Annotated in this window: 24 protein-coding genes and 1 tRNA gene; 15 read left to right on the forward strand and 10 right to left on the reverse strand. The window is 69.8% G+C overall.

Annotated features, from left to right (window positions below):
• Nucleotides 1–118: 118 nt before the first annotated feature.
• Nucleotides 119–4,000, forward strand: a complete 3,882-nt coding sequence (locus AC0KXF_RS07085) for a proline dehydrogenase family protein (protein WP_473108504.1) — start codon at nt 119–121, stop codon at nt 3,998–4,000.
• A gap of 317 nt (nt 4,001–4,317) precedes the next feature.
• Here AC0KXF_RS07085 and AC0KXF_RS07090 read toward each other — a convergent pair whose 3' ends face one another.
• The gene (locus tag AC0KXF_RS07090) at nt 4,318–4,782 is read right to left on the reverse strand and encodes a GNAT family N-acetyltransferase (protein ID WP_473108505.1); all 465 of its coding nucleotides are present in this window, start codon (nt 4,780–4,782) and stop codon (nt 4,318–4,320) included.
• 196 nt (nt 4,783–4,978) lie between these two features.
• On the opposite strand from AC0KXF_RS07090, the gene AC0KXF_RS07095 reads away from it, so the two are divergent.
• A tRNA-Tyr gene (locus AC0KXF_RS07095) sits at nt 4,979–5,060 on the forward strand.
• A 261-nt stretch (nt 5,061–5,321) separates the two neighbouring features.
• Here the strand turns inward: AC0KXF_RS07095 and AC0KXF_RS07100 are convergent.
• From AC0KXF_RS07100 to AC0KXF_RS07110, 3 genes are all read right to left on the reverse strand, one after another.
• Complete coding sequence (locus AC0KXF_RS07100; RefSeq protein ID WP_223042833.1) at nt 5,322–5,537, reverse strand: hypothetical protein; 216 nt, start codon at nt 5,535–5,537, stop codon at nt 5,322–5,324.
• A gap of 32 nt (nt 5,538–5,569) precedes the next feature.
• Entirely contained in the window at nt 5,570–6,547 is a 978-nt protein-coding gene (locus AC0KXF_RS07105) for an IS481 family transposase (RefSeq protein WP_473108506.1), read from the reverse strand.
• Between the two features lie 227 nt (nt 6,548–6,774).
• Entirely contained in the window at nt 6,775–6,975 is a 201-nt protein-coding gene (locus AC0KXF_RS07110) for a hypothetical protein (protein ID WP_473108507.1), read from the reverse strand.
• A gap of 101 nt (nt 6,976–7,076) precedes the next feature.
• On the opposite strand from AC0KXF_RS07110, the gene AC0KXF_RS07115 reads away from it, so the two are divergent.
• The 8 genes from AC0KXF_RS07115 (at nt 7,077) to AC0KXF_RS07150 (ending at nt 14,624) form a co-directional block, all read left to right on the forward strand.
• A complete protein-coding gene (locus AC0KXF_RS07115) occupies nt 7,077–8,012 on the forward strand; it encodes a 2-hydroxyacid dehydrogenase (RefSeq protein WP_473108508.1) in 936 nt (311 codons plus the stop codon).
• A gap of 122 nt (nt 8,013–8,134) precedes the next feature.
• The gene (locus AC0KXF_RS07120) at nt 8,135–9,520 is read left to right on the forward strand and encodes a glycine--tRNA ligase (RefSeq protein ID WP_473108509.1); all 1,386 of its coding nucleotides are present in this window, start codon (nt 8,135–8,137) and stop codon (nt 9,518–9,520) included.
• Nucleotides 9,521–9,825: 305 nt separating this feature from the next.
• Nucleotides 9,826–10,938, forward strand: a complete 1,113-nt coding sequence (locus tag AC0KXF_RS07125; protein ID WP_473108510.1) for a lysostaphin resistance A-like protein — start codon at nt 9,826–9,828, stop codon at nt 10,936–10,938.
• Entirely contained in the window at nt 10,931–12,379 is a 1,449-nt protein-coding gene (locus AC0KXF_RS07130) for a hypothetical protein (protein ID WP_473108511.1), read from the forward strand. The genes AC0KXF_RS07125 and AC0KXF_RS07130 overlap by 8 nt, the downstream gene beginning before the upstream one ends.
• Nucleotides 12,380–12,509: 130 nt before the next feature.
• The gene (locus AC0KXF_RS07135; RefSeq protein ID WP_473108512.1) at nt 12,510–12,932 is read left to right on the forward strand and encodes a YtxH domain-containing protein; all 423 of its coding nucleotides are present in this window, start codon (nt 12,510–12,512) and stop codon (nt 12,930–12,932) included.
• Entirely contained in the window at nt 12,929–13,393 is a 465-nt protein-coding gene (locus AC0KXF_RS07140) for a phage holin family protein (protein ID WP_223042840.1), read from the forward strand. Before AC0KXF_RS07135 ends, AC0KXF_RS07140 begins: the two co-directional genes overlap by 4 nt.
• Nucleotides 13,390–13,650: a DUF3618 domain-containing protein gene (locus tag AC0KXF_RS07145; protein WP_473108513.1), complete on the forward strand. Its 261-nt coding sequence runs from the start codon at nt 13,390–13,392 to the stop codon at nt 13,648–13,650. Before AC0KXF_RS07140 ends, AC0KXF_RS07145 begins: the two co-directional genes overlap by 4 nt.
• 182 nt (nt 13,651–13,832) lie before the next feature.
• Nucleotides 13,833–14,624 (forward strand): uroporphyrinogen-III synthase, encoded by a 792-nt coding sequence (locus AC0KXF_RS07150; protein ID WP_223042842.1) that lies wholly within the window; start codon nt 13,833–13,835, stop codon nt 14,622–14,624.
• Between the two features lie 77 nt (nt 14,625–14,701).
• On the opposite strand, the gene AC0KXF_RS07155 is transcribed toward AC0KXF_RS07150, so the two are convergent.
• The 5 genes from AC0KXF_RS07155 to AC0KXF_RS07175 all read right to left on the reverse strand — a co-directional run bounded on the left by AC0KXF_RS07155 (nt 14,702) and on the right by AC0KXF_RS07175 (nt 20,046).
• Nucleotides 14,702–15,277: a nitroreductase family protein gene (locus AC0KXF_RS07155; RefSeq protein ID WP_473108514.1), complete on the reverse strand. Its 576-nt coding sequence runs from the start codon at nt 15,275–15,277 to the stop codon at nt 14,702–14,704.
• Nucleotides 15,278–15,478: 201 nt separating this feature from the next.
• Entirely contained in the window at nt 15,479–16,399 is a 921-nt protein-coding gene (locus AC0KXF_RS07160) for an AEC family transporter (protein WP_473108515.1), read from the reverse strand.
• The gene (locus AC0KXF_RS07165) at nt 16,400–18,259 is read right to left on the reverse strand and encodes a thiamine pyrophosphate-binding protein (RefSeq protein ID WP_473108516.1); all 1,860 of its coding nucleotides are present in this window, start codon (nt 18,257–18,259) and stop codon (nt 16,400–16,402) included. It lies immediately after the preceding gene.
• Nucleotides 18,259–19,032, reverse strand: coding sequence for a cyclase family protein (locus AC0KXF_RS07170; RefSeq protein WP_473108517.1), 774 nt, complete (start codon nt 19,030–19,032; stop codon nt 18,259–18,261). The genes AC0KXF_RS07165 and AC0KXF_RS07170 overlap by 1 nt, the downstream gene beginning before the upstream one ends.
• Nucleotides 19,033–19,092: 60 nt before the next feature.
• Entirely contained in the window at nt 19,093–20,046 is a 954-nt protein-coding gene (locus AC0KXF_RS07175; protein WP_473108518.1) for a LysR family transcriptional regulator ArgP, read from the reverse strand.
• 175 nt (nt 20,047–20,221) lie between these two features.
• On the opposite strand from AC0KXF_RS07175, the gene AC0KXF_RS07180 reads away from it, so the two are divergent.
• Nucleotides 20,222–20,848 (forward strand): LysE/ArgO family amino acid transporter, encoded by a 627-nt coding sequence (locus AC0KXF_RS07180; RefSeq protein ID WP_473108519.1) that lies wholly within the window; start codon nt 20,222–20,224, stop codon nt 20,846–20,848.
• A 153-nt stretch (nt 20,849–21,001) separates the two neighbouring features.
• On the opposite strand, the gene AC0KXF_RS07185 is transcribed toward AC0KXF_RS07180, so the two are convergent.
• Nucleotides 21,002–22,060 (reverse strand): threonine aldolase family protein, encoded by a 1,059-nt coding sequence (locus AC0KXF_RS07185; RefSeq protein WP_473108520.1) that lies wholly within the window; start codon nt 22,058–22,060, stop codon nt 21,002–21,004.
• 309 nt (nt 22,061–22,369) lie between these two features.
• Between AC0KXF_RS07185 and AC0KXF_RS07190 the strand changes: the two genes are divergently transcribed.
• From AC0KXF_RS07190 to AC0KXF_RS07205, 4 genes are all read left to right on the forward strand, one after another.
• Nucleotides 22,370–23,380: an ABC transporter ATP-binding protein gene (locus AC0KXF_RS07190; RefSeq protein ID WP_473108521.1), complete on the forward strand. Its 1,011-nt coding sequence runs from the start codon at nt 22,370–22,372 to the stop codon at nt 23,378–23,380.
• A 41-nt stretch (nt 23,381–23,421) separates the two neighbouring features.
• Nucleotides 23,422–24,249, forward strand: coding sequence for an ABC transporter permease (locus AC0KXF_RS07195; RefSeq protein WP_473108629.1), 828 nt, complete (start codon nt 23,422–23,424; stop codon nt 24,247–24,249).
• 94 nt (nt 24,250–24,343) lie between these two features.
• Complete coding sequence (locus AC0KXF_RS07200) at nt 24,344–25,747, forward strand: sensor histidine kinase (protein WP_473108522.1); 1,404 nt, start codon at nt 24,344–24,346, stop codon at nt 25,745–25,747.
• Complete coding sequence (locus tag AC0KXF_RS07205; RefSeq protein WP_473108523.1) at nt 25,744–26,535, forward strand: response regulator; 792 nt, start codon at nt 25,744–25,746, stop codon at nt 26,533–26,535. The genes AC0KXF_RS07200 and AC0KXF_RS07205 overlap by 4 nt, the downstream gene beginning before the upstream one ends.
• Nucleotides 26,536–26,640: the final 105 nt, after the last annotated feature.

Below are 26,640 nucleotides of genomic sequence, written 5' to 3' on the forward strand. Positions count from 1 at the left end.
GCCGGAGGTCTGCAACGGTGCGAGAGGTCTACAGCGGCGCCGAAGGTCTGCAACGGTGCTTCGGCGATCACCGCGTGCGCTCCCGACGTTTGTCAGAGGTGCCCCATACAGTGGGCACATGGCAGCAGATTCTTTCGAAGTCGAGGCCGCGTGGCAGGTGGTGGCCGACGGGGCCGAGGCGCGCGTCGATGAGTGGATCGGCGCGCTGCTCGAGCGCGGTGTCGAGCATCAGCGCGGCTTCCTGCGCGAGATGCGGCGTGAGCCCGAGAGCTTCGAGTTCACACGACGGCTGCTCGAACTGCTCGCGAGCACGGAAGACGTGTTCGCTTCGGCTGCGGCGTTGCGCGAAGTCGCGCAGGAGGTGCCGCAGTCGCTGCCCGCGCGGGATCGCCTGGCCGTGCGCGCCGGGGGAGCGACTTCGCTCGGGTTCCCCTGGGCGATTCTGCCGATGGCGAGGAAGCGCTTGCGCGACCGTGTGGCCGACCTGGTGCTCGCGGCGAAGCTCCCGGTCGGCGGCGCTTCATCCGGGCCGGCACGCCTGAGCCGCCTGACGGAAGCGGTACGACGCCTCGGGGAGGCGGGTGTGACGGCGGTCGTCACGCCGCTCGGGGAGGCGGTGCACGGGCCGGCCGGCGTCGAGGCCGAGGTCGCGAGGCTCGTCGCGCTCTGCGCCGTGCCGACGGTCGGGCACCTCGTGATCGATCCGGCGCGCCTCGCGCCCGGCGGCTCCGACTGGACGGCCGAAGACGACGTGTGCCGGGTCGTGCGGTCTCTTCGCCCCGTGCTCGATGCGGCGGCGGAGCACGGCACCACCGTGCACCTCGAGCCGCGAAGCGTGCGCTGGGCCCGGGTGCTGCCCGAGATCGTGGTGCGAGCCTTCGCGGATGCGGCCCTCGATCCCGTGCGGGTCGGCGTGAGGATCATGGCCGAGCTGCCTGAGTCGCGCGAGCACTACGACCGTCTCAGCAGGTGGGCTCAGCAGCGGGCCGCCGACGGCGGAGCCGCCGTCGAGGCCGTGATCGGTGTGGCGGGGGTGGCGAGCGCCGAGCGCATCGCGTCGATCGAGAGCGGGCTCGCGGTGCCCGTGCTCGAGGATCGCGAGGAGGTGACCGCTCAGCTGCTGCGCCTCATCGAACTCGCACTGCACCCGGCCAGGGCGGCCGTGCTGCGTCCCGTCGTCGCGACGGAGGATCTGTTTGTGCTGAGCGGCACCATCGAGCTGGCTGAGCGCCTGGGGTCCGCCGGGTTGTTCTCGCTGCAGCTTCGCAGCGGGTTCGCTCCGGGGCTCGCGGAGGTGCTCTCCGCCGGGGGCGCGGAGGTGCGGATGTCGCTCCCCGTGGTCGCGCCTCGCGAGTTCGCCGGGGCCGTCGACATGCTGGTCGGGTTCGCCGCGGAGGCGGCCGATCCCGAGTCCGTCATCGCCCGTTTCGACGCGCTTCTGGACGAGGGGCGCGGGGCGGCCGACGCGGATCCCGAGGCTTCTCCGGATCCCGCGCCCTCCCCGGATCCCGACTCTGCCCCTGAGATGAGCCCCGACCGCGTCTCAGAACCCGCGTCCGGAGAGGCGCTTCCGGTGAGAGCCGTGGAGCGGGCTGCGTTCCGGGCGGCCTCTGCACGGGCGGCCGATCCCGCGCCCGCCTCCCACCGCACCCAGCTGCGTGCCCGAGAGTGGGATCCGAGCGAGCGCGACAGCGCGCTGTTCTACCGCGCGCCCGACGAGCCCGCCCGGTTCGACACGGGCGGCCTGACGGCTGCGGTGCTCGGCCTCACGCGCGGTTCGACGGGGGAGGTGCGCCTCGAATCGCTCACGCCGCCCCGCCCGATCCCGGTCGTCTCGGAGTCGGGCTTCGCAGGTGAGCCGGCCACCGACGCCAGCCTTTCCGCCAACCGCGACTGGGTGCGCGAGCTGCTCGTCCGCGCTGCCGCCGACGTGCGCGAGGGTGCACGGGGGTGCCAGCGCGCGGATGCCGCGGGTTCTGCGGAGGCGGACACGGGATCGGGCGGCGCTGCCGCGACCTCCGGCGCTGCCGCCTCCTCAGAGCCTGCTGCGTCCGCTGTACCTGGGGCACCCGCTGAAGCGGTCGAGCGGGCCGCCGGGCAGACCTGGAGCGGCCAGCCGGCCCGCACGCGGGCGTCGAGGCTGCGTCGCGCAGCGCTGGCCGTCGTCGCGGCGCGAGATCGGCTGCTGCAGTCGCTCGCGGTCGACACCGGTGCCCCGGCGGGGGAGCTCGACACCGAGGTGAGCGACATCGTCGACGCCGCGCGCTACTACGGGCAGCTCACCGAGGGGCTCGCCGCCGTGCGGGGCGCGACGTTCGTCTCGGAGGGAATGGCACTGGTCGTCGCTGACGCGCGCACGCCGTTCGCGACGCAGGCCGAGGCCGTGCTCGCGGCACTCGGGGCCGGCAGCAGCGTGCTGTGGATGGTGCCGCAGCGTTTCAGACGCTCGGCCTCCGTGCTGCTCGAGGAGTGGGAGATCGGCGGCATCACGCCGGGCTCGGTGAGGATAGTGCCCGCGCCCGAGCAGGGCGGGGTGCTGGATTTCGCGGTGAGCTCTGAGATCGACCGAGCGATCGTGCTCGGCGACCGCGCTGCGGCCCGCGAGATCGCGAGGCGGCGGCCCGAACTGCAGATCGAGGGCCGCTTCCACGCGCGGGGCAGCGTGCTCGTGGCCCCGTCGGCCGACCTCGACGGGGCAGTCGAAGACCTGGTGGCCTCGGCGTTCTACGCGGCCGGCGCTCATCCTCGCGCGGCGAGCATTGCGATCCTGCTGGGCAGTGTGGCTCGATCGCGCAGATTCCGCGACGGCCTTGCAGACGCGGTGCGCGCGCTGCGGGTCGGCGACACGGCGCAGCCTCGGGGCGCCGACTCCCTCAGCTTCGACGTGGGCCCGCTGGTAGAGCCGCCGGGAGAAGGGGCTCTGCGGGCGCTGACCGAGCTGGAGCGGGGCGAGGAATGGCTCGTGCAGCCCCGGCAGCTCGACGACGAGGGGCTGCTGTGGAGCCCCGGTGTGCGGCTCGGAGTCTCGTCCGCTTCCTCGTTCTGGGATGACGCCCATGGGGTGCCCGTGCTCGGGATCGCGCATGCGCACTCGTTCGAGGAGGCTCTGCGATTGCAGAACGCCGGCGGCGGCGCTGTGGCCGGGGTGCAGTCGAACGACGCCGACGAGATTCTGACCTGGCTCGGAGCCGTCGAGGCCGCCTCGCTGGCGATCAACCGACCGACCACCGTGGCGCGCATCGAGCGGCATCCCGGCGGGGTCTGGAACCGTGCGGCCATGGGCCTGCCGGCGCTGAGCGGCGGGCCGAACAGGCTGCTGCCACTCGGCGCCTGGCAGCTGCGGGAGGGAACGCGCAGCGAAACGCTCCACCTGCGCGGGCTCGAACCCGAGGTGCGGCTGCTCATCGAGGCGGCCCAGTCGGTGCTCGCCTACGAGGAGTTCGACGAGGTGCGCCGCGCCGCGCTCGCCGACGCGCTCGCGTGGCGAACGTCGTTCGGCGTGGAGCACGACACGGTCGGCCTCGGTATCGAGCGCAACGTGATTCGGTATCTGCCCGTCACAGCTCAGCTGCGGCTCGCGGAGGGCGGCAGTGTGGCCCTCCTGGTGCGAGTGCTTGCCGCGGCGCTGCTGGTGCGGGCGCCGATCTCGGTCTCCACGGGCGAGGTACTACCGACGGCCGTGACCGCGTTCCTCGAGCGGCAAGGGATTGAGGTATCCCTCGAGCGAGACGACGACTGGGTGGAGAGGCTCGCCGTCTCCGGTCCCGTCGGCGCCGATGGGACGGCTGCGGATCGAGTGCGACTCATCGGAGGCGATGCGGTGCGCGCGGCCGAGTGGATGGGAGGGCTGGATCGCGTCGCGCTGTGGGCGCAACCCGTCACGATGGCGGGACCCGTCGAACTGCTCACGCTGCTGCGCGAGCAGGCGGTCTCGGCGCGGGCTCACCGTCATGGGCTGGCGGTTCCGGTGCCCGGCCTCGACGAGTTGATCGACGAGTAGGGGCGGTGGAACGGGGCTCGGCGTCAGCCGATCCGCATGGGCACGCGGCGTGTGCGAAACGCGGCAGCGTTTCGTAGCCGTGTGAAAGCGCTGTACACGACAGCGAGAGTTGAGTTCGGCGTCAGCCGATCCGCATGGGCACGCGGCGTGTGCGGAACGCGGCAGCGTTTCGTAGCCGTGTGAAAGCGCTGTACACGACAGCGAGAGTTGAGTTCGGCGTCAGCCGATCCGCATGGGCACGCGGCGTGTGCGGAACGCGGCAGCGTTTCGTAGCCGTGTGAAAGCGCTGTACACGACAGCGAGAGTTGAGTTCGGCGTCAGCCGATCCGCATGGGGAGATGGGGGATCCCGTCTTCGAGGAACTCGTCGCCGCACTGCACGAAGCCGAAACCGCCGTACCATTCGGCGAGGTGGGACTGGGCGTGGATGAGGATCGCGCGCCCCGCGCAGGCTTCGATCGCGGCGCGCAGCAACGCGGCGGCGATGCCGCGTCCGCGCCAGTCCGGCGCGGTGACGACGCGGCCGATGCTCATGAGCCCCGCCTCTTGAGCGTGCTCGTCCAGGATGCGCACGGTCGCCGCGACTTCGCCCTCGCCGGTTTCGGCCCACAACTGCTTCGATCCCGGCTCGAGGTCGCGCCCGTCGAGGTCGAGGTAGACGCAGTCCTGCTCGACCACGAAGACCTCCTGCCGCAGGCGTGCGATGCGGTAGAAGGCCGTGGTCGGGATGTCGTCGATGCGATCGGCGGTGTGCAGGGTGAGCTCTTGGGGGATTGCGGGCATGCTCCGATCCTGCCATGCCTCGCCCCTGAACCTGTCGGAGGGCGAACCCCTTCGAGATACGGATCTTGCATCCTCGATCGTGAACCGGCATGCGAGATCCGTATCTCGGCGCCCTCCAGCCTGCGCCGCCGCGCCGATTTCCGTTCGGGCTCATGAGCCGCTAAAGTGGTCTCTTGGTCGTGTTCGCGCGGCTGACGGCGGGTTACCCGAGCGGCCAAAGGGGGCTGACTGTAAATCAGCTGGCACTGCCTACGGGGGTTCGAATCCCTCACCCGCCACCGAGAAAAAGCCCGGTCAGATCGCAGATCTGACCGGGCTTCCGTGTGTGCGACCCTTGTGGGTCGCCTACTTCTCATCGAGATGACGCGTGTTGCCCCTGGGGCCGAGGGCCACGGGCCGCACGCGTCACCTCGGCGCGTTTGCGCGAACGAGGAGCGCCGAAGGCCGAGCGCCGCATGCAGAAGGTCCGGTCGGGAGCGGATCCCGACCGGACCTTCTGACGACTCAGCGCGAGCATGCGCGCGCGTCGAACCGTGAACTCAGTCGCGCAGGTCGTCCTTGATGTCGTTGCGCGCCTTCGTGGCGTCGCGCTCGGCCTCCGCCTTCTTGACCTCGGCTTCGGCCTTCTTCACGTCGGCGTCGGCCTTGACCTCGTCGAGCTTGTCCTTGGCCTTGTCCACGCCGTCCTCGACCGCGCGGCTGACCTTCTTCGCCGCGGCTCCTGCGGTTTCTTTCGCGTCCTCAAGAAATCCCATGACCGGTTCTCCCTTCAGCTAGGTGTACTCGGTCAGTTGGTTCGTGACACGCGGCTGATCGGGGGTTGGCCTCCGCAAGCGGTGTGGGGACGAGTGTAGTTGTAGTGATCGAGCCAGGGCTGTAGAGCGTCGGTGCGGTCTTGGTTCCAGGCGAATGATTGTCGGTAGGCCCATCCTTCTTGGAGCGTCCGGTTGAAGCGCTCGGCCTTGCCGTTCTGCCAGGGCGAGTGCGGCCGCGTCAGGATGTGCTTTGCGCCGAGCGCGGTCAGGGCGGCCTGGAAGTCTCGGGAGAGTCGGTAGTTCATCGCGTTGTCGGTCATGACCTCACGGATGCGGATGCCGTGCGTGCGGAAGAACGCGGCCGCGTCGGAGAGGAAGCTGGCGCAGGTGGCGCCCTTCTCGTCCGGGAGCACGCGTGCATAGGCGAGGCGGGAGTGATCATCGATCGCGACATGCACGAGATCCATGCCCAACTTCTTCGACTTCACACGCCCACGATTGTGATCGATCGCATCGGGGCCGTCCACGCGCCAGCCCCCGCCGTCGGGGATCCGGCCGAGCTTCTTCACATCGATGTGGATGAGATCTCCCGGGGCATCGCGCTCGTAGCGGTGGTTCGTGCGGCGAGATGCCCGGATCCTGACCCCGGTGACCGGGTCGAGCTGGTGCAACGGCGGGAGCCCGGCGCTCGCAATGATTCGTGACACGGTCGTGGGGCCGACGCCGGTTCTCCTGGCGATCTCATCGCGTCCGACCCGTTCGTCTACCCGGATCTGCAGAACGAGCTCCGCGATCTGAACCGCGGTTCTGCCGGGCGAACGGTGGGGTCGCGAGGAGCGATCATGCAAGCCGGAGAAGCCCTGGCGGCGGTAACGGGTGAGCCAGCGATGAGCACACTGCCGGGAGATACCCATTTCCTTCGCAACATGCGCGACCGGGCGTCCTGAGAGCACCCGCCGGATCAGGATGCGTCTGCCCGCGGGAGTGAGTTTGGCGTTACGGTGGGACACGAGAAGGCCTCCTCGATTGAGTGACGTTAGACACCACTCATGATGGAGGCCTTCTCCCTATCTGTCAGTCACCAACGTCCCAACCGAGTACAGCTAGGTCTCCACACTTGCGAATGAAGCTGTGCGCGAGATGTGCGCGGCGATCCGGCGTCGACGGGCGACGGAGCCGCAGGCGAAGAAGCGGCGAAACGGGCGGGTACAAGGCCGGAACGCGCTCAGCGCGTCGGTCAGGCCGGAGCGAAACGGTGACGCAGCTCGGCGGCCCGGCGAATGTCGCCCTCGATCGCGGCCTGCTGCTCGGGGTTCATCGAACCGTTCTTCTTGGCGTCATCGAGTTTCTCGAGGCCGGCCTGCACTTCGGCGTCCAATCCGTCCACGACGAGCTTCTGAATGCTTCCGGGAAGCCGCTCAAAATATGAGGTGTCCATAGCTATTACCGTATAACGAAGTGTCGCTGAGCGCTGCAGCAAGATACGTCGGAGGGCTGCGGAACCCGCCCGGACGAGCGCCCGACGCTACACTCGATCGTATGAGTGACCTCGTCGTCTCCCTGTCCTTCGAAGACCCGCTGCGGGAGCACCTGCGTTCTGCGCCGGGCGTCGAGCTGGTGGATTGGGATCTCAAAACTCCCGCTCCGCGTCCATATTTCGACATCGTCGTGCCGCCGTACTGGGGAGGCGCCGAGTGTCTCGCCGCGCTTGCCGACGTCGAGACCCGGCTGGTGCAGTGGCAGTCGATCGGGTACGACGGGGTGCCGCGGTATCTGCCGGCAGGGACTCCGTTCGCGAACGCCGCTTCCGTGCACGAGACCTCCACCGCTGAGCTGGCGGTGACGCTCGCGCTGGCATCGCAGCGGGGCATTCCCGGTTTCGTGCGGTCGGGCGATGCGGCTCGGTGGGATCCGATCGGTCTGCCGAGCCTGGCCGATCGGCGGGTGCTGCTCGTGGGATACGGCGGGGTGTCGAAGGCGGTCGAGGCGCGCCTGTCGGGGTTCGAGGTGCACCTCACGCGTCTGGCCCGCTCGGCGCGTCAGGAGCGCAACCTCGCGGGTGAGACGGTCGAGGTGCACGGCTTCGAGGATCTGCATCGATGCCTCGCGGAGGCCGAGGTGGTGATCCTCGCGGTGCCGTTCACCGCGGAGACGCGCGGATTGATCGATGCGGCGGCACTCGCGGCGATGCCGGACGACGCCCTCCTCGTGAACGTGGCACGCGGGCCGGTGGTCGACACGGATGCGCTCGTGGCTGAACTGCAGCAGGGCCGGCTGCGCGCAGCTCTCGACGTGACCGATCCCGAGCCGCTCCCCGAGGACCATCCGCTGTGGAAGTGCCCCGGCACCCTCATCACTCCCCACGTGGGAGGGGATTCGAGCGCGATGCAGCCCCGTGTCGCGGCTCTGCTGGATCGTCAGATCGCGCATCTGCGGGTGGGGGAGTCTCCGGAGAACCTCGTCGACCTGCATTGAGCGGCACCGTGGGCGGTGACGCCCGGGGCATGCGGATGCTGAGGGCGTAGGATGGACGGATGTGCCGGGCCTTGCCCGCACCTTCCCAAGATCCCCGCTTGCCCCTTGGAGTGAACTAGAACATGGCTGAGCAGTCCCGCCTCGATAAGGTCATCGCCCTCGCCCGCCACCGCGGCTTCGTCTTCCAAGCGGGTGAGATCTACGGCGGTTCGCGCTCCGCATGGGACTACGGCCCCCTCGGCACCGCGCTGAAGGAGAACATCAAGCGCCAGTGGTGGAAGACCATGGTGCAGAAGCGCGATGACGTGGTGGGCATCGACTCGAGCGTCATCCTGCCGAAGCAGGTGTGGGAGGCCTCGGGCCACGTCGAGGTGTTCAGTGATCCTCTCGTCGAGTGCCTGAGCTGCCACAAGCGCCAGCGCGAGGACCACCTCATCGAGGCGTTCGAGGAGAAGAAGGGCCGCGCGCCCGAGGGCGGCCTGGCCGAGATCGTCTGCTCCAACTGCGGCACTCGCGGTCAGTGGACCGAGCCGCGCGCCTTCTCGGGCCTGCTCAAGACCTACCTCGGTCCCGTCGACGACGAGTCGGGTTTGCACTACCTGCGCCCCGAGACCGCTCAGGGCATCTTCGTGAACTTCGCGAACGTGCTGCAGGCCGCGCGCATGAAGCCCCCGTTCGGCATCGGTCAGATCGGCAAGAGCTTCCGCAACGAGATCACGCCGGGTAACTTCATCTTCCGCACCCGCGAGTTCGAGCAGATGGAGATGGAGTTCTTCGTCGAGCCGGGCACCGACGAGGAGTGGCAGGAGTACTGGATGAACGAGCGCATGCGCTGGTACTCCGACCTGGGCATCTCCGCCGACAACCTGCGCTTCTACGAGCACCCGCAGGAGAAGCTGTCTCACTACTCGAAGCGCACCGCGGACATCGAGTACCGCTTCGGTTTCCAGGGCAGTGAGTGGGGTGAGCTCGAGGGCATCGCGAACCGCACTGATTTCGACCTGTCGACGCACTCGAAGCACTCGGGTAAGGACCTCAACTTCTTCGACCAGACGAAGAACGAGCGGTACACGCCTTACGTGATCGAGCCGGCCGCGGGGCTCACCCGCTCGCTCATGGCGTTCCTCGTCGACGCGTACCGCGAGGAGGAGGTTCCGAACGCGAAGGGCGGCACCGATAAGCGCACGCTGCTCGCGCTCGATCCCCGCCTCGCGCCTGTGAAGGCCGCGGTGCTGCCGCTCAGCCGCAATGAGAAGCTGTCGCCGCTCGCGCGCGAGATCGCGGCCGACCTGCGAGACGACTGGAACATCGACTTCGACGATTCGGGTGCGATCGGTCGTCGTTACCGCCGCCAGGATGAGATCGGCACGCCGTTCTGCGTCACCGTCGATTTCGATTCGCTCGACGACAACGCGGTGACGGTGCGCGAGCGCGACACGATGCAGCAGGAGCGCGTCCCGCTCTCCGAGTTGCACGGCTACCTCGCCGCGCGTCTGAGGGGCGCGTGAATCAAAACCGAAGCGAAGCTTCGGTTTATTCACGCGGCGCTGCACACGGCAGCGCTCTTGTGTGACCCGGTGCGCGGCGCTGCACACGGCAGTGCTGGCGTGCGACCCTGGGCGCGCGCTGCCGCTACAGCCCGGCGCGGTAGCGCAGGCGTGCGGCTCTGGGCGCGGCGAGGGCTTCTCGTCGCGGTCGGGAGGCCGGATCACCGGCTCTCCTGAGAATGTCAGAGGTATGGGGAAGGATTCTGTAGCAACAGGATCCTGCCCCGAACTGCGCCCCAGTCCGAGGCGAGAGTAAGGAGACCCCGATGACCGTCCCTGAGCATCCCGAGCAGCAGCCCGCTGCCCCCCAGCCCGCGGCTGCGCCGCAGCAGTGGGCGTGGGCCTCGCCTGCGCCGGTCATGCAGACGGTGGAGACGGAGCCGCTGGAGTATCACCGCCTGCTGCGGGGCGTGGCGAACTACCGGTGGTGGAAGCCGTTGCTGCTCCTGCTGCTTTCGGGGACCTACTTCGGTGTCTTCACAGTGATCCTCGCGTTCGTGTTCGCACCGCTGCTGCTGATGGGCGACCCCGACTACCTGAACGATCTGGCCGCGGGTAACGCCGAGTTGCTGGACACGCAGAGGCCGCTGTCGGTGCTGATGGGCATGCTGTCGATCATCGTGATGCTGCCCTCGGTGATCCTGGCGATGCTTTCGCTGGGCATGCGGCCGGTGGGGCGGATCTGGTCGGTCGCCGGACGGATGCGCTGGGGGATGCTGCTGCGGTTGAGCGGCGCGGCGGTGCTGGCGTTGATCGCGATGACCCTGGTGGGCATGGTTGCGGATCTCGGTCTGCTCGCGCTCACGGATCCCGGGGCGCTGTCCGAGCCGCCGGCCGCTCAGGATCGGGAGTTCAGCGTGAACGCGGCGCTCATCTCGCTCGTGCTCGTCATCGTGCTCGTGCCTCTTCAGGCCGCGACCGAGGAGGTCGTGTTCCGGGGCCTGTTCATGCAGGTACTGGGATCCTGGCTGCGCAGTCCTTGGTTCGGCATCCTGATCCCCTCGCTCGCATTCGCCATGGCGCATATATACGACTTCTGGGGGCTCGCCTCGGTGGGGCTGCTCGGCGTCGTCGCGGCATGGTTGACCTGGCGCACCGGCGGTCTGGAAGCGGCGATCGCCATTCACATCGTCAACAACTTCGTCGGCTTCGGCTTCATGGTCGCAGGTGTGGGTGGTGAGACCGCTCAGACCGCCGACGGCGGGAGCGCGGGCGGCCTCGTCGGTCAGGTCGTCGGGCTCGGCGTGTTCGTCTGGCTGACGCTCAAGATCTTCCGTCGAGGCGGTTACGGTCGCACGCGCATCGATCTGGTGCAGATCGCCGTGCCATCCGCGCCGCAGTCGACGGGTCCGACAATCGAGGAGCAGCAGCGTGATTGATGTCTACGTGATCGGCAAGGGGCTGCCTGAACTGGCCGCCGCACTCGAACTCGCCGAGGTCGGCCTCTCGGTGCGCGTCGGTGACTGGAGCTTGGAGGGCTCCGATCCGACTGTCGCACGAACTCATGAGGAGCGTGTCGGCGGATCCTCCACCGCGTTGCCGGATCCGGAGGGGTCGCTGCGGGAGTTCCTCGCCCACGCCGCCGCTCCCGTTGCAGAGGGCGGCTTGCCGCACGACGAGCTGCGACCCCAGACCGTGTCTCCGAGCCCGGTGCTGCTGCGCAGCGCGAAGGGTGGTTGGGCTCCGCAGCCGACGCCGGCGGCGATGGGGGTTCCCGCGGTGCCGATCTCGTCGCAGGCGATCGCGCTTTTGGGCAGCCGCGCCGCCGCTCGTGCCTATCTCGATCGAGTGAAGCCTGTGCTCACGATCGGCAAAGCCCACTCTTTCGGTGAGTTGGTGCGCCGCCGCCTGGGGTCGACCGTCGTGGAGCGACTGGTCGACCCGTTCGTGCGCGAGCGGTTCGGGGTGGCGACCGACGATGTCGAGGTGGCGGTGGCGGTTCCCGGCCTCAACGAGGCACTGACGAGGGCCGGCTCCCTATCGGGTGCCGTGCTCGCAAACGCCGACCGTGATGTTGCACGTGAAACCGGCGTGGTCCCCGCGGGCGGCTGGTCAGCGGGCCTCGATGAGCTGGGGCGGCGGCTCGGACTGTACAGCGCGGAGACATCGGAGGCTCCCGTGGTCGCGGTGCAGCGCGGCGGTGAGGAGCTCTGGATCGTGGAGGAGGCGGGCGGCGCGACCTTCGAAGCCCGATCCATCATTGCTGGGATCGGAGCCTCGTCGACCCGAGAAGCGCTCTCTACTCTCGAGCCGGCCGCTGCCGCCGCCGCTGCCGCCACTGGCACCGCGGCTGCGGCCGACGCACAGCCGTACTTCCTGCGCGAGCTGCTTCCGCAGCGGTGGCGGATCGAGGCGAATGCGGCTGTCGTGGCCGAGACCGATGCCCCCATCGGGGAGATCGCCGGCGGCGCGGCGCTGTGCGCCGTCGAGTTGGCCGATGGGGCCCACTGGGCCGTGCGGATCGAACCGGCTGGAGACGGAGCCTTCGCGGCTCACCTCAGCGGGCCGGTGTTCGACATGGGTCCTGACCTCGGCGGAGTGCCGAGCGAGGCGCAGCTGACGCGAACCGTTTCCGAGGCCCTCGCGGAGATCGGGCTGCGGCCGGCCGGGGAGATCGGCACGGTTCTGCGTGCGGCGCCGCACGCCTCGATCGACGAGCGAGACGCGGTCGAGGCCCGGTTGGCGACTGCTCGTGAGCATGCACACGGGTGGTTGGTGGTGGGGGAAGCCCTGCACGGCGGTGCAGTCGCGAGCGCGGTGGTTGACGCGAGAACGCAGGCGGTGCGACTGCGTCGGCGACTGGCCGGCATCGCGGATTGATCGTCGAAACGCGCAAATCTTACAGAAATCGGGAGTCCATGACTACCGCGGCATTCGAAACGACATGCATCTCTCCGCGGCAGGTAGGCTAGCTGCAGGCTATTAGAACGCCAACGGCGGGGAGGCAATGATGAAGGGCAAGATCGCATTCGTTCTCGGCGCGGCAGTCGGCTATGTGCTGGGCAGTCGGGCCGGCCGTGAGCGTTATGAGCAGATCAAGAACGGCGCGCAGACGCTCTGGCACACGGCTCCTGTGCAGCGCGGGGTCGGTGCGGTGCGCGACGTCGCGCAGACCCGCGTCGATGATCTCAAGGCGTCGGCCGTCCGGGCGGGCAAGAACGCGATGGCGGCGTTCCTGCACGACGATGGCACTGACAAGAATGCGGACGGCGCCGCACGGAGGGGCGCGTCCTCCCACACGGCCAAGCCCGCGTCGGGCAGCGGCTCGCGGAGCGAGAGCGCGAGTGCCACGACCGCGAAGCAGAGCAGCGGCTCCTCTTCTGCGAATCAGGGGGATTCGAGTGCTGCCTCGAACGCCGGCGGTGACGCATGAGTCGCAGGAAAGACCAAGCCGGCACTTTCGAGCTGCTGACGCGTCTGCCGCAGCAGATCGTCTCGCTCGCGAAGATCGAGTACGAGAACGCCAAGCGTGAGATCGTCTCGAAGGCGAAGAAGGCGGGTATCGGCGCCGGCGCGATCGTCATTGCGCTCTTCTTCCTGTTCTTCATGCTCGAAGCGCTCGTGATCGCGGCGATCGCCGCTCTGGCTCTCGTGTGGCCGTGGTGGCTCGCCGCGCTCGTCGTGGCTGCGGCGCTGCTCGTGCTCGCCGCACTTGCGATCCTCGCGGGCATTGCGCTCATCAAGCGTGGCAACCCCGTCCCCGAGGAAACCCTGGAGCGCGTCGGAGACGATATCTCGGCGATCGGAGAGGTGCGGATCAATGCCGAGACCCCGACATCGCGCCCCTCGGGTTCGCAGATGCCGCGCGTCGGCGAGGAAGGGAACTGGCGATGAACGTGCACGAGAAGCAGCGGGGCGTGGCCGAGGCAGCGCAGGCGCGCGCAGAACTCTACGAGACGCTCGCGCTCCTGAAGGACCGCCTCAACTACGCTCAGCGCGTCGACGACGCCATCGACGATTTCAAACACCGTGCGGCCGAGCAGAAGCAGCGCAACCCGCTCGCCTTCGCGGCCGGCGTGGCCGGCGCCGCCGCCATCGTCGGTCTGGGCGTCTGGACCGTGACCAGTGCCGTGATCAAGCGTTTCCAGTAGCATCTGCGGCTCGGATCGCAGGTCACATTTGAGTTTCGTTCCTCGGGCCGTCGGGCCTCGTTTTGCTTCCTGAGTAAACGCGGAGTAAGAATAGGACAGATGGTTTTCCATCGCCGCCATACTGAGGGTTTATTCGCAACTGATCGTATGGCTTTTGTATTGGTGTCGAGTGAGTGGGGTGTATGTCGGTAGAGGCGAAACCGCTCAGCGGCCTGCGGGTGCTCGTTCCGAGGGGCGGGACCTGGGGAGACCTTGTCTCCAAGGCGCTGCGTGAGCAGGGAGCCCACACGGTGATCGCGCCGCTCGTCGACTTCGCTCACACGCGTGAAGAAGAGAAGCTGGTCCAAGCGCTCAAGACCCTCGAAGAGGGCGGCTTCGACTGGATGACGGCCACCAGCTCAACAGTGGCCGACGTGCTGCAGCACCACAATGCGGTGATCCCCCCGGAGACCAAGATCGCGGTCGTCGGCGAGGCCACCGCCGTCGCCTTCCGTGACGCGGGCTATCACATCACGCGTACGCCCCAGCGCGAGAACAGCACCCACGCGCTGCTCGAGGAGTGGTCGGAGATCGATACCGACGAGGTGCTCCGAGTGCTCACACTTCGCTCCGATGTCGCTATCCCGGTGCTCACCCAGGGGCTCATCGAACGCGGTCACGATGTCACGCAGGTGCTCGCCTTCCGCACGGTCGGGGTGCCGGCCTCGGTGCACATCCGCGAGGACATCGAATCCGGACGCATCAACGCGATACTCGTGGCTTCGGCCAGGATCGCCGAAGAGGTCGCCGCCCAGTTCCCCGAGATTCCGAAGAGCACCATCGTGCCCTGCGTGGGCGTGAACACCATCGAGACCGCAGCGGCCCTCGGCCTGCCGTCGGAGGCGGATGATCCGTCGCATCCGCTCTACGAGAAGAAACGCGCTCTGATCGAAAGCGTCGAGTCGGTGATCGAGCAGAGCGACATGCTCGACTGAACGCCCGGAAGACTGAACGGCGGAGGCGGTTCTCCCATCGGAGAACCGCCTCCGCCGTTGTCATCGGGCGACGGGCCTCAGTCGCGCACGATCACGATCTCCTCGAGATCGAAACGGGTGCGCGGAGCGAGTTCGCGCTCGCGCAGCACCTCGGACAGCTGCTCGGGAGTGCCGATCGCGCCGATCGCGGTGATCGAGACCGGCACCAGGCGCTCGTCGAGGTCGAACGCGGTGCGGATCGCCTCCCGGTCGAAGCCGCCCATCTGGTGCGTGTAGTAGCCGTCGGCGTGCGCCTGCACCGTGAAGTGGGCGACGGCCTGGCCGAGGTCGTACTCGGCCCAGGGGCGGGGCTTGCCCTCGGCATCGGTGGTCTCGGCGATGTTGACGACGAGCGCCGCGGCCTTGACCGCCCATTCGCGGTTGAAGCCGACGAGCGTGCTCTCGATGCGGGCGTAGGTCTCGCTGCCGCGGCGGGCGACGATGAAGCGCCACGGCTGCGTATTGTTCGCGCTCGGCGCCCAGCGAGCCGCCTCGAACACGCTGCGCAGTGCACCCTCGGGGAAGGCGTGCTCGGCATCGAAGGCGCGGGGGCTCCAACGGCCGGCGAGGGCGTCGAGAACGGGGGCGGTGGTCTGGGCGATGCGCGAACTCAAGTGAGGCTCCTTTAGGGGGTGATACGGCGGAGCCTCGGCGAAGACCCCGCATTCCGCCTCACCACAACGCGCGTTCCTCGACCTTTATTCCGTACCGCGAGCCTCTTCGCGTTCTCGGCTGCCGCACCCGACCCGGCGCGGATTCCGCATTGAGGATCGCGGGCGTCACGGCGTCGCGGGGTCGTGGCATCCGGGATCGCCTCAAGAACCGAGCAGCCAGGCGATGAGCGCGATCACGGGCAGCGACGCGAACGTCGTGAGGAACACGGTGTCGCGGGTCGCGGTCTCGGCGCGTCGATAGGTTGCGGCGTAGTTGTAGACGTTCTGCGCGGTCGGCAGCGCGGCGATCGTGGTCGCGACGAACACCTCGTGCGAGTCGAGCCCGAAGGCCGTTGCCAGGAGCCAGGCGACGAGCGGCATGAGCAGCACCTTCAGCCCGCTGGCGGCGAATACCGCTGCCCGGCCGGTGCCCGGCTGCAGTGCTCGCTGCCCGCGCAGCGAGATCCCGAAGCTCAGCAGAACCATCGGGATGGCCGCGGCCCCCAGCATGTCGAGCGGCGCCATGATCAGCTGCGGGATCGACCAGCCCAGGAGCGCCACCACGAGGCCCGCGATCGATCCGATGATGATGGGGTTCGAGATCGCGCGACCCAGGGCGACCAGGAACCCGCGCTGGTTGCCTCGCGTGCTCTCGAGGATGGCGAGGACCGCCGGTGCGAACACCACGAGCTGCACCAGGAGCAGCGGGGCCACGTACGCGGCGTCACCGAGAATGTAGACGGCGACCGGCAGCCCGAGGTTGTTCGAGTTGACGTAGCCCGAGCACGTGGCACCGAGCGTGGTGCTCGCCAGGTCCCGCTTGAACCAGAGGCGCGACGCGGTGACGAAGACGGCGGCCACGATGATCGCGGCCGCGCTCGTCACGAGGATCACGGGTGAGAGCATCACCGACGGATCACTTTGGCTCAGCACCGTGAACAGCAACGCCGGGGTGGCGACGTAGAACGCCACGTTGTTGAGCACGCGCCGCTGATCCCCCTCGACCACGCGGAAGAGAGCGGTCAGATAGCCGGCTCCGATCACCCCGAGGATCAGCGCGAAACCCTGCAGCACCCCCAGCATCTAGTGGCCCCGGAACGCCTCGGCCAGCCACCACGCTCCGCCGTCGGAGGCGATGCGGGCGTCGAGCACGAGCGGTCCCGTCGGACCCGACTCGAGCCACCGTCGCACGGCTTCGAGATCGCCGGGTTCCCGCACCGTCGCGCCCTGCGCCCCGAAACCGCGGGCGATGCTCGCGATGTCGACGTGGGGAAAGGTGACTGCGCCCAGGTCCGGGGCGACGAAGTCCGGGTCGTCGCTCACTCCGAAGTGGTGGACCTCGGCTCCGTATGCGTCGTCGTTGTAGACCACGACGACCAGGGGCAGCTCGAGCCGCACCGCGGTCTCGAGCTCGGCGATACCCATGAGCAGGCCGCCGTCGCCCGTGCCGAGCACCGGCAGCCGGTCGGGCCGCGCGAGCGCAGCGCCGATCGCGGTGGAAAGGCCCAGCCCGATCGACTGGAAGGCCTGCGTGAAGCAGAAGCCGAACTCGTCGGGCACGTCGAGGTAGGCCGACGGGTAGCCCATGAAGTTGCCCGAGTCGACCGAGACGATGCGCTCGGCCGGGAGCAGGCCGTTCAGCTCCCGGCTGAGCACTCGCGGGTCGATGAGGGCGTCGGGAGCGCTGCCCGCGGAGACGCCGAGGTCGGGCGGATCGAGCGGCACATCGCTCCAGCGGCTCTCGGCCGCGATGCGAGCCGCGACCTCGGGGGTGCGGTAGCGGGGTTCGGGATCGCGGCCGAACCGCGTGAGCTCTTCGAGCACCGCGGTGGCGGTGGACGCCGCGTCGCCCAGCACGCCGAGGTCGATCGGACGCTGCGCCCCGAGCGCCGACGCCTCGAGGTCGATCTGCGCGACCCGGGTATCCGGGCCGATCAGGCGCCCGTGTCGCATGGTCCACATGTTGAGCGCGCACCCCACGCCGATGACGAGGTCGGCCCGCGAGATCAGCTCGGCGGAGAGGGGCGACGAGAAGCCGCCCGAGATGCCCAGGTCGAACGGGTCGCCCGCGAACAGCCCCTTCGCCACAGCCGACGTGGCGAGCAGCGCGCCGGCCGCCGAGGCGAGGGCCCGCAGTTCAGGGCCGGCGCCGCGCGCGCCGCGTCCGGCGACGATGACCGGTCGCTCCGAGGTGGAGATCAGACGGGTGAGCGCCGTCACTGCGTCGGCGTCGGCCCGCGGAGGTACGGGTCTCGGCGGCGGGATGAGCGTGTCGACGGCGCGCAGCGCATCGGCGGGCGCCGGCTGCGCCTGCACGTCGAGGGGCAGGTTCAGCACCACGGTGCGCCGTTCGTCGCGCGCCGCGCGGAAGGCCCGCACCACGTCGACGAGTGCGCTCGCCGCGGAGTGCACCCGGTGCGAGTCGGCGAGCACCGAGCGCGCGAGCCCCGGCTGATCCATCGAGAAGTTCGAACCGACCGAGGCCCCCGAGGCCTCGGCCGCCAGTACGATCACAGGGGTGCGGCTTTTCGCGGCCTCGCCGATCCCGGTCGCCGCATTGGTGAGGCCGCAGCCCTGATGCACCGAGACCAGCGCGACCGTGCCCGACATGCGCGCGAACGCGTCGGCCATGGTGGCTGCGCCGCCCTCGTGCCTCGTGGCGGTGAACGGCACACCCGCCTCGCGCAGCGCGTTGGTCACCGCGAAGTTGCCGGAACCGACCACTCCGAAGCAACGCCCCGCGCCCAGTCGCGCGAGTGCCCGGCCGACGAGGTCGGCGACGGTGAGGCGGGAGGATGGGAGATCGGCGCCGGCGGGCTCGGATCCTGCCGCGTCGGATCCTGCAGCGTCGGGTCCTGCCGCGTCGGATCTTGCCGCGTCGGGTGCTGCCGCGTCTGATGCCGCCGCGTCAGGCGCATCCGGCTCCGGTGCTGCGGGCCGCATCAAGCCTCCACGAGGGCGTACACGCGGGCGGGGCTGCCCGTGCCGCCCACGATGGGCAGCGGCGCGACCACGATCGCGGCGCCCTTCGACGGCAGCAGCGACAGGTTCTGCAGCGAGGTGATGCCGTACTTGTCGGCGCCGAGCAGGTGGTAGTGCACGGGGAACGGCGGATCGAGCTCGGCGCCGCGACCCGCGTCGATGCCGACGGTCTCGACGCCGACGCCCGAGATCTCGGGGCGCCCGGCCAGCCACGCGGCGCACTCGGCCGTGAATCCCGGCGTGTGAGAGCCCGTTTCGTCGGCGTTCAGGAACGCCTCCTGCGAATCGGAGAAGCGATCCCACCCCGTGCGCAGCAGCAGCCAGGTGCCGTGTTCGAACGCGCCGTGCTCGGCCTCCCACGCCTCGATGTGGTGCACGTCGAGCAGGAAGTCGTTGTCGGCCTGGGCCTCGGCTGAGAAGTCGAGCACGGCGGCGGGCCCGAACAGGCGGGCGGGAGGGATCTCGGAGACGTCGTGCCCGTCGCGGCCGCTGATCCAGTGGATCGGCGCGTCGATGTGGGTGCCGATGTGCTCACCGGTGTGGATGTTCGCGTGCTTCCAGAACGGGCCGGGTTCGTCGTACGCGCTCACCGTCTCAAGCGAGAAGTCGATGAGGTTCGCGAAGGGCTCGGGCAGGCGCAGCGTGGGCGTCGAGGCCTGCAGCTTGTTCGTGAGATCGACCACTCGCAGTGATCCCGAGCCGATGGCGCCGAGCAGTTCTGGAATAAGGGACATGGATCCTCCTCGTCGAGGCACCGTGGTGCGAGTGAGCGGTTGAGCGAGTGCCACTCCAGGCTATCGCGCACCGCCGACATCCAGCGCGGCCGCGGCCTCCTCCGCGACGACGGCCGAGAGTCGGTCGAGCACGGGGGAGCGCAGGTTCCACCTCTGCCAGTAGAGGGGCAGTTCGAACGGGGTCCCCGCCGTCAGCTCGACCAGGCGCCCCTCCGCGAGAGCGTCGGCGCACTGCAGGTGGGGCAGCATGCCCCAGCCCAACCCGAGTTCGACCGCGAGCGCGAACTCGGCCGAGGACGGCACGAAATGGCGCGGCGGATCGATGGCGACCCGGGTGACGCGCTCGATGAAGCGCTGCTGGAACATGTCGCGCCGGTCGAACTCGACGACCGGCGCGGCCTCGAGCGCGGCCGCCGTGACGCCGTGCGGGAAATGCTCGGCGACGAATTCCGGTGACGCCACCGCCCGATACCGGTCGACGCCGATGCGGCTCGACGTGCACCCGGGCACCGCCTCGGCGGTCGCCGTGAGCGCTGCCATGACCTCGCCGCTGCGCAGCCGCTCGGTCGATACGGTCTCGTCGGCGCGCAGCACCTCGAACCTCGCGCCCGTCTCGCGGGCCGCGCGCACCAGTGCGGGGACGAACCAGGTCGCCAGCGAATCGGCGTTGACGACGACCGGGATCAGCGTGCCGCCCGCGGGCCCCGCGCCCAGCTCGACCGCGACGTCGTCGAGCACGCGCGCCACCTGCCGTGCAGCCCGGAGCACGGCGGCTCCCGCCTCCGTCGTCTCGACCGGGCGGGATCGGCGCAGCAGCACCGATCCGACGCGCTGCTCCATCGCGCGTACGCGCTGACTCACGGCGGAGGGTGTGATGTGCAGGCGTCTTGCCGCGCCCTCGAAACTGCCCTCGTCTGCGATGGCCGCGAAGGTCGCGAGATGCTCGACCGGCAGGTCCACGGTGCCCCCTCCCTGCTGCGGCGTCCGACCCGCCGTCACAGCTTCGGATCTCACCGTTCTTTCGGATCCTTCCACGGGGATCCGGCCCGAAATACGGGTGAGCTCCGAAGTACGGGACGACTCGCGGATCCGGATCACCCCACTGTCTGAAGCACTGCTTATGCTCCTTCAGAAACTGTAGCGCTCCTGAAGTGGCGCGTGGAAGCCCCGCGCCCGTAACGTCGACTGCGTGATCCTCTCCCTCCTCGTCGGCGCCGGCAGCGGCCTCTCCCTCATCGTCGCGATCGGCGCCCAGAACGCGTTCGTGCTGCGCCAGGGGATCCGCCGCGAGCACGTGCTGCCGGTCGTGCTCATCTGCGGGCTCACCGACGCGGTGCTCGAGACTCTCGGAGTGGCCGGCATCGGCCTCGTGATCGAGCGGGCGCCGATCCTGCTCGGGATCGTGCGCTGGGGCGGAGTCGTGTTCCTGCTCTGGTACGCGTGGTCGGCGGCGCGCAGGGCTATGCGGCCCGAGGCGCTCGTCGCGGACGACGGAGATGCGGGATCGCGAGCGGGCAGCCTGAGGCGCACGGTCCTCGCCTGTCTCGCGATCACCTACCTCAACCCGCACGTCTACCTCGACACGATGGTGCTCATGGGGTCCATCGGCAACGCGCAGGGCGACCCCGCCCGCTGGTGGTTCGTAGCGGGCGGCGCGCTCGCGAGCATCGTGTGGTTCTTCGTGCTCGGGTACGGGGCGCGGGCGCTCACCCGCTTCTTCGCGACGCCGCGGTCATGGCAGGTGCTCGACTGGATCGTGGCCGTGATCATGCTGGTCATCGCGGCCAGGCTCGTCTTCGGCGGGGTGGGAGTGTAAGGAGCGTCTACGCGTATCCTCGCGCACCGATCGGCGTAGCAGCACCTTATCTCGCGTGAAGAAGGTGCTCGGAGGTCGATCGGTGCGGTTAGGATGCAGGGGAGGCGAGGGGGCGAGGGGTGGGGCGGGAGCGCCGCGATCCGATCCGCCTCCTCAGCCCTCCGCGAGCGCGGCGAGCAGCGCGTCGACGTCCTCGGGGCGCGTGTCGAACGCGCACATGAGCCGGTAGAGCCCCGGCTCCGTGGGCCACGCGCCGAAGGCGAAACCGGACTGCAACCGCTCGGCCGTCTCGGCCGGCAGGGCGGCGAAGACCGCGTTCGACTCGACGGGGTACGCGACCCGCATCCCCGGCGTCGAGCCCGCGGCCGAGAGCTCCTCGATTCCAGCGGCGAGGCGCGCCGCCATCGCGTTCGCGTGGCTCGCCGAGCGCAGCCACAGATCCCCCTCGTAGAGCGCGAGCAGCTGCGCCGAGACGAAGCGCATCTTCGAGGCCAGCTGCAGGTTCATCTTGCGCAGATAGCGGAGGCCCGGGGCGGATCCGGGCCGCAGCACCACGACGGCTTCGGCGCCGATCAGCCCGTTCTTCGTTCCGCCCAGGCTCAGCAGGTCGACGCCCGCGTCGGTCGTCAGCTCGCGCAGCGTGAGCCCCAGGCTCGCCGCCGCGTTGCCGAGCCGCGAACCGTCGAGGTGCAGCAGCATGCCGTGCTCGTGGGCCTGATCGGCGAGCGCCCGGATCTCGTCGGGCGCGTAGCAGGTGCCCAGCTCGGTCGCCTGAGTGATCGAGACCGCTAGCGGCTCGGCCCGGTGCTCATTACCCCAGCCCCACGCTTCGCGCTCCACCAGCTCGGGGGTGAGCTTGCCGTCGGGAGCCTCGACCGGCAGCAGCTTGATCCCGCCCGTCTTCTCGGGGGCGCCCGTCTCGTCGGTGTTGATGTGCGCCGCAGCCGCGCAGATCACCGCGCCCCACCGCGGTAGCGCGGCCTGCAAGGCGAGCACGTTTGCGCCTGTGCCGCTCAGCACCGGGAACGCCTCGGCGTCGTCGCCGAAGAGCCGGCGGGCGAGGTCTTGGAAGCGCGCGGTCCAGGGGTCGCCGCCGTACGCGGGCGCGTGGCCGGCGTTGGCCGACACGATCGCGTCGATCACCTCGGGGTGGGCGCCCGCCCAGTTGTCCGAGGCGAAGGAGATGACGGGGGTGCTGGTATCGGCGGTCACCGCTTCAGCTTATGCCCTGGGGCACTCCTGGTGCCCCCGTACCCAGCCCGCGCTCCGCCCGCACTCCCTGCCCGAGCCCGCCCCTCGCGAGCCGTCCCGTTTTTTGCGAGCCGTCCCATGATTCGCGCACATTCCGGGCCGGCTCGATACGAATGGGCAGTCTCGCGGGGGAGGGCAAGGGGAGGGAGGGGGAGGGGGAGCGGGAGCGGGTCCGCCCGTCGGCATCCACCGATCGGTGGATGCGCCGCCCCGCGAAGATCCCTCCACCGGTCGCTGCCCGAACCCGGCCTCCCGCTCCAGACTGGCAGTATGAATCAGCATCTGAACCGAGAGCGCTCATCCGAGGCGATCAGGGTGCGCGGGCTCGCGAAGCGGTATCGGGAGCAGACCGTGCTCGCGGGCATCGACCTCGACATCGCCGCGGGCGAGACCTACGCTCTGCTGGGACCGAACGGCGCCGGCAAGAGCACCACCATCGAGATCCTCGAGGGGATCAGGCGCCCCGACTCGGGCGAGGTCAGCGTGCTGGGCGAGGAGCCGCTGAGCGCGCCCCGGTCGTGGCGGTCGAGGATCGGCATCGTCGCGCAGAACACGGGCGATCTCGGCCCGTACACGCCCCGCGAGCTCGTCGCGCACTTCGGCGCGCTCTACCCCGCCCCGCGCGGCACCGACGAGGTGCTCGAACTGGTCGGGCTTACAGAGCACGCCGGCAAGCGCGCGACGAAGCTCTCGGGCGGGCAGCAGCGGCGGCTCGATGTGGCGCTCGGGATCGTCGGGCGGCCCGAGCTGCTGTTCCTCGATGAGCCGACCACCGGCTTCGACCCCGAGGCGCGGCGCCGATTCTGGGACATGCTCGCGGGCCTTACGGGCGAGGGCACCGCGATCCTGCTCACCACCCACTACCTCGATGAGGCGGCGCACCTCGCCGACCGCGTCGGGGTGCTGTCGGGAGGGCGGATCGTGGCCGAGGCCCCTCCCGCCGAACTCGGCGGTGCGGGGGCGCGCGTGCCCGAAGTGGTGTGGCGCGACGCGTCCGGGGTCCGGCGCCGGGAGCGCACCGAGGCGCCGGGTCGGCTCGTCGCGCAGCTCTGCGAGGAGGCCGCGGCGGCGGGGTTGCCGGGCTGGGAGCCCGCCGACCTCGAGGTGCGGCGACCGTCGCTCGAGCAGATCTATCTGGGGCTCATCGAGCACTCCCAGCGCGATGCGGGTGAGGAGCCGCCGGGAGATCGGAGCGACCGGCCGCAGCACCCCGGGCATGAGCGCCCGAGCACCCGACCTCAGGGCAAGACCCCAGTGACCACGAACGGAGCGGAACGATGACCATCCCAGCAACCGCCCCCGCCGACGCAGTGTCGCGCGCGATGGGCGATCCGCGATCCCCCCGCCGCTCCGGAGCCCCCGGCGTGCTGCGGGCCGGCCTCGCGTCGATCTCGCTCGAGCTGCGCGCCTATTACCGCGCGCCGGACACCGTCTTCTTCACCTTCCTCTTCCCCATCATGATGCTGGGCATCTTCGGCGTCGCCTTCGAGTCGATGGGGGAGATCGCGCCCGGAGTCACGATGGCCGCGTACTATCTGCCCGGCATGGTCGCGGCCGGTGTGCTGCTCACCGGCGTGCAGAACCTCGCGGTGGACATCGCGCGCGAGAAGGGCGAGGGATGGCTGCGGCGGCTCGGAGGCACACCCATCTCGCCGGTGTCGTACTTCATCGGCAAGGCCGGCATGATCCTGCTCACCTCGCTTGCGCAGCTCGCGCTGCTGCTCGCCTTCGCGGCGCTCGTGCTGGGCGTCGAGCTGCCCTCGGAGCCGGGGCTGTGGCTGCGTTTCGCATGGCTGTTCCTGCTCGGGATCGCGACCATGACGCTGCTCGGGATCGCACTTTCGGCGGTGCCGCGCTCGTCGCGCAGCGCGACCGCCGTGGTGCTGCCCATCGTGCTGCTGCTGCAGTTCATCTCGGGCGTGTACCTGCAGTTCACGATGCTGCCGGAGTGGCTGCAGAACGTCGCATCGGTGTTCCCGCTGAAGTGGCTCGCGCAGGGGATGCGCTCGGTGTTCCTGCCCGAGAGCTTCGCTGCGATGGAGCCCTCGGGGAGCTGGGATCTGGGCCTTGTCGCCCTGCTGCTCGCGGCGTGGCTCGCGGTGGGTCTGGTGCTCAGCCTCCTCACCTTCAAGTGGCAGCGGCGCACGTGAGCCCGGGGCGGTCGGTTCCGGCTCCGCAGGATCTCGCGGCGGCCATGAGTGTCACCGGGGCATGAGTGTCGCAGGGGCATGAGAAGGTGAATCCATGAACACGCAGCGCGAGCAGACGACCGCCGAGAGGCCCGCGGGCTCCGTCGTGCTGTGGTGGGACCTCGGCGTCGCGATGATGCTCGCCGTGCTGGTGCTGATGGTGCAGTTCCTGGTGCACGACCCCTCCCCGCTGTGGGCGGGCGATATGCAGGTGGCGGCGCGCCGGGGCCTGCTGCTGGCGCCGCTCGCCGGGTTCGCCGTTCTGTATTGCGCCGTCGGGCGCACGGCGCTGCGGCGGGCGATGCTCGACGAGGTGGTCGGCGCTCCGGGCACGGTGTTCCGGTGGCTGCTGCTCGTGGCGATCGGCTGGGCGGTCTTCACGGAGCCGATGTTCGCGTTGCTGCAGGCGCTCGCGTATCCGATGGTGTGGACCCTGGTCGCCCGCTACCGCGACGCGGTGCTGTGGAGCGCCGGCGTCGCGGTGACCGTGGGCGCGTCGATGTTCGCGGGGATCGCGGTCGTGAGCCCCGGAGCGGGGCTGCTCAGCGCGATGTTCTCGGGCCCGCTGTCGTTCGTGTTCGCGGTCGTGATGGGCACGTGGATCACGCGGATCTTCGCTCAGGGCGAGCGATACCGCGAGTTGGCGGAGCGCCTGCGCGCTTCGCAGGCGGAGGTCGCCGAGCTGTCGCAGGAGGCGGGTGCGTCGGCTGAGCGAGAGCGGTTGTCGCGCGAGCTGCACGACACGCTGACGCAGACGCTGGCCGGCCTCGTGATGCTGAGCGAGCAGGCGGATCGCGCGCTCGCCGCGGGAGACACAGCTCGGGCGCGGGATCGCCTCGCCCGTGTCGACTCGGCGGCCCGGGAGGCGGTGGGCGAGGCCCGCGCCCTGGTCGCGACCACGCAGCCGCTCGGCGACGGCGGACTCGAGGCTGCGATCTCGCGTGTGGTGGGCCGACTGCGGGCCGACGCCGGCCTCGACGTGGAGTGCGAACTCGAGCCCGTGCAGCTGGATCGAGAGCGGCAGGTCGTGCTGCTGCGCGCGGCGCAGGAGGGGCTGGCGAACGCGCGCAGGCATGCGCATGCGTCGAGGGTTCGGGTGCGTCTCGAGGCGCAGCCGGGAGGCGGCGCACTGCTGTGCGTGGACGACGACGGTGTGGGGCCGCCGGGTGCGGCGGCTTCGGCCGGCGAGGACGGTCTCGCCGAAGCGCAGAGATTCCAGGCGGCCAGAGGTTCGGCGACCGCCGGGTTCGGGCTCAGCGGCCTCGCCGATCGGGTTCGCGGGGTGGGCGGCGCGGTCGCGTTCGGGGAGTCGCCGCTCGGCGGCGCGCGCCTCGAGGTGCGGATCGACGCCGGGGCCGAGGTGCAGCGCGGGGAACAGGGCGCAATCCGGCCCGGGGCGCGGGATGAGGCGCGGCACGGTATGCAGGACGAGGCTCAGCAGAGAGGCGGGGCATCATGATCCGAGTGATGGTGGTCGACGACCACCCCATCGTGCGTGCGGGCATCGTGGGGTTGCTCGATACCGAGCCCGACTTCGAGGTGGTCGCGGAGGCCTCGTCGGGTGAGGAAGCGTTGGAGCTCATAGGCGAGGCCCAGCCCGACGTCGTGCTCATGGACCTGCGCATGCCGGGCATGGGCGGGGTCGAGGCGACCCGGTTGATCGCGGAGCATCGCGGTTCCGCAGCCGGTCGGAGGTCTTCCGATGGCGGCGGGTCGGCGGACGGTCCCGCGGCCTCCGATGGCGATGGATCGGCGGGTGGGCGCGGATGCGCAGCCGGTCGTCCGGTGCGGGTGCTCGTGTTCACGACCTACGAGGACGACGATCAGATTCTCGCGGCGATCGAGGCGGGCGCCGGAGGGTACCTCGTGAAGGCTGCTCCCGCGGAGGAGCTGGCGGCGGGTGTGCGCGCGGTGGCCGCCGGGCAGACGGTGCTCGCCCCCTCGGTCGCGTCGGCTCTGGCGCTCGCCGCCCGCGGGACCGCGCGCGAGCGGGATGGAGGAGAGCCGGACGAGGGAGGGGCGTCCGAGGCCGCCGGCTCGGGCGGCGACGCCTCGCCGCGCCTGACGGCTCGGGAAGCCGAGATCCTCGCGCTCGTGGCCGAAGGCCTGAGCAACCCTGCGATCGCGCAGCGCCTGTTCATCGGGGAGTCGACCGTGAAGACGCACCTGCTGCACGTCTTCGAGAAGCTCGGAGTCTCCGACCGTACCCGCGCGGTGATCCGCGCCATGGAGCTCGGGATGATCTGAGAGTGCCTGTGGATAATTACAGCGATGTAATTCACCCCTGTGGAAAGCTGGGAGGCGCGTGATTCCGCGGTAGAACGGGTCTCGGGGTAGGCCCGCTGCGAATCC

The sequence above is a fragment of the Leucobacter holotrichiae genome (genome assembly GCF_055791005.1).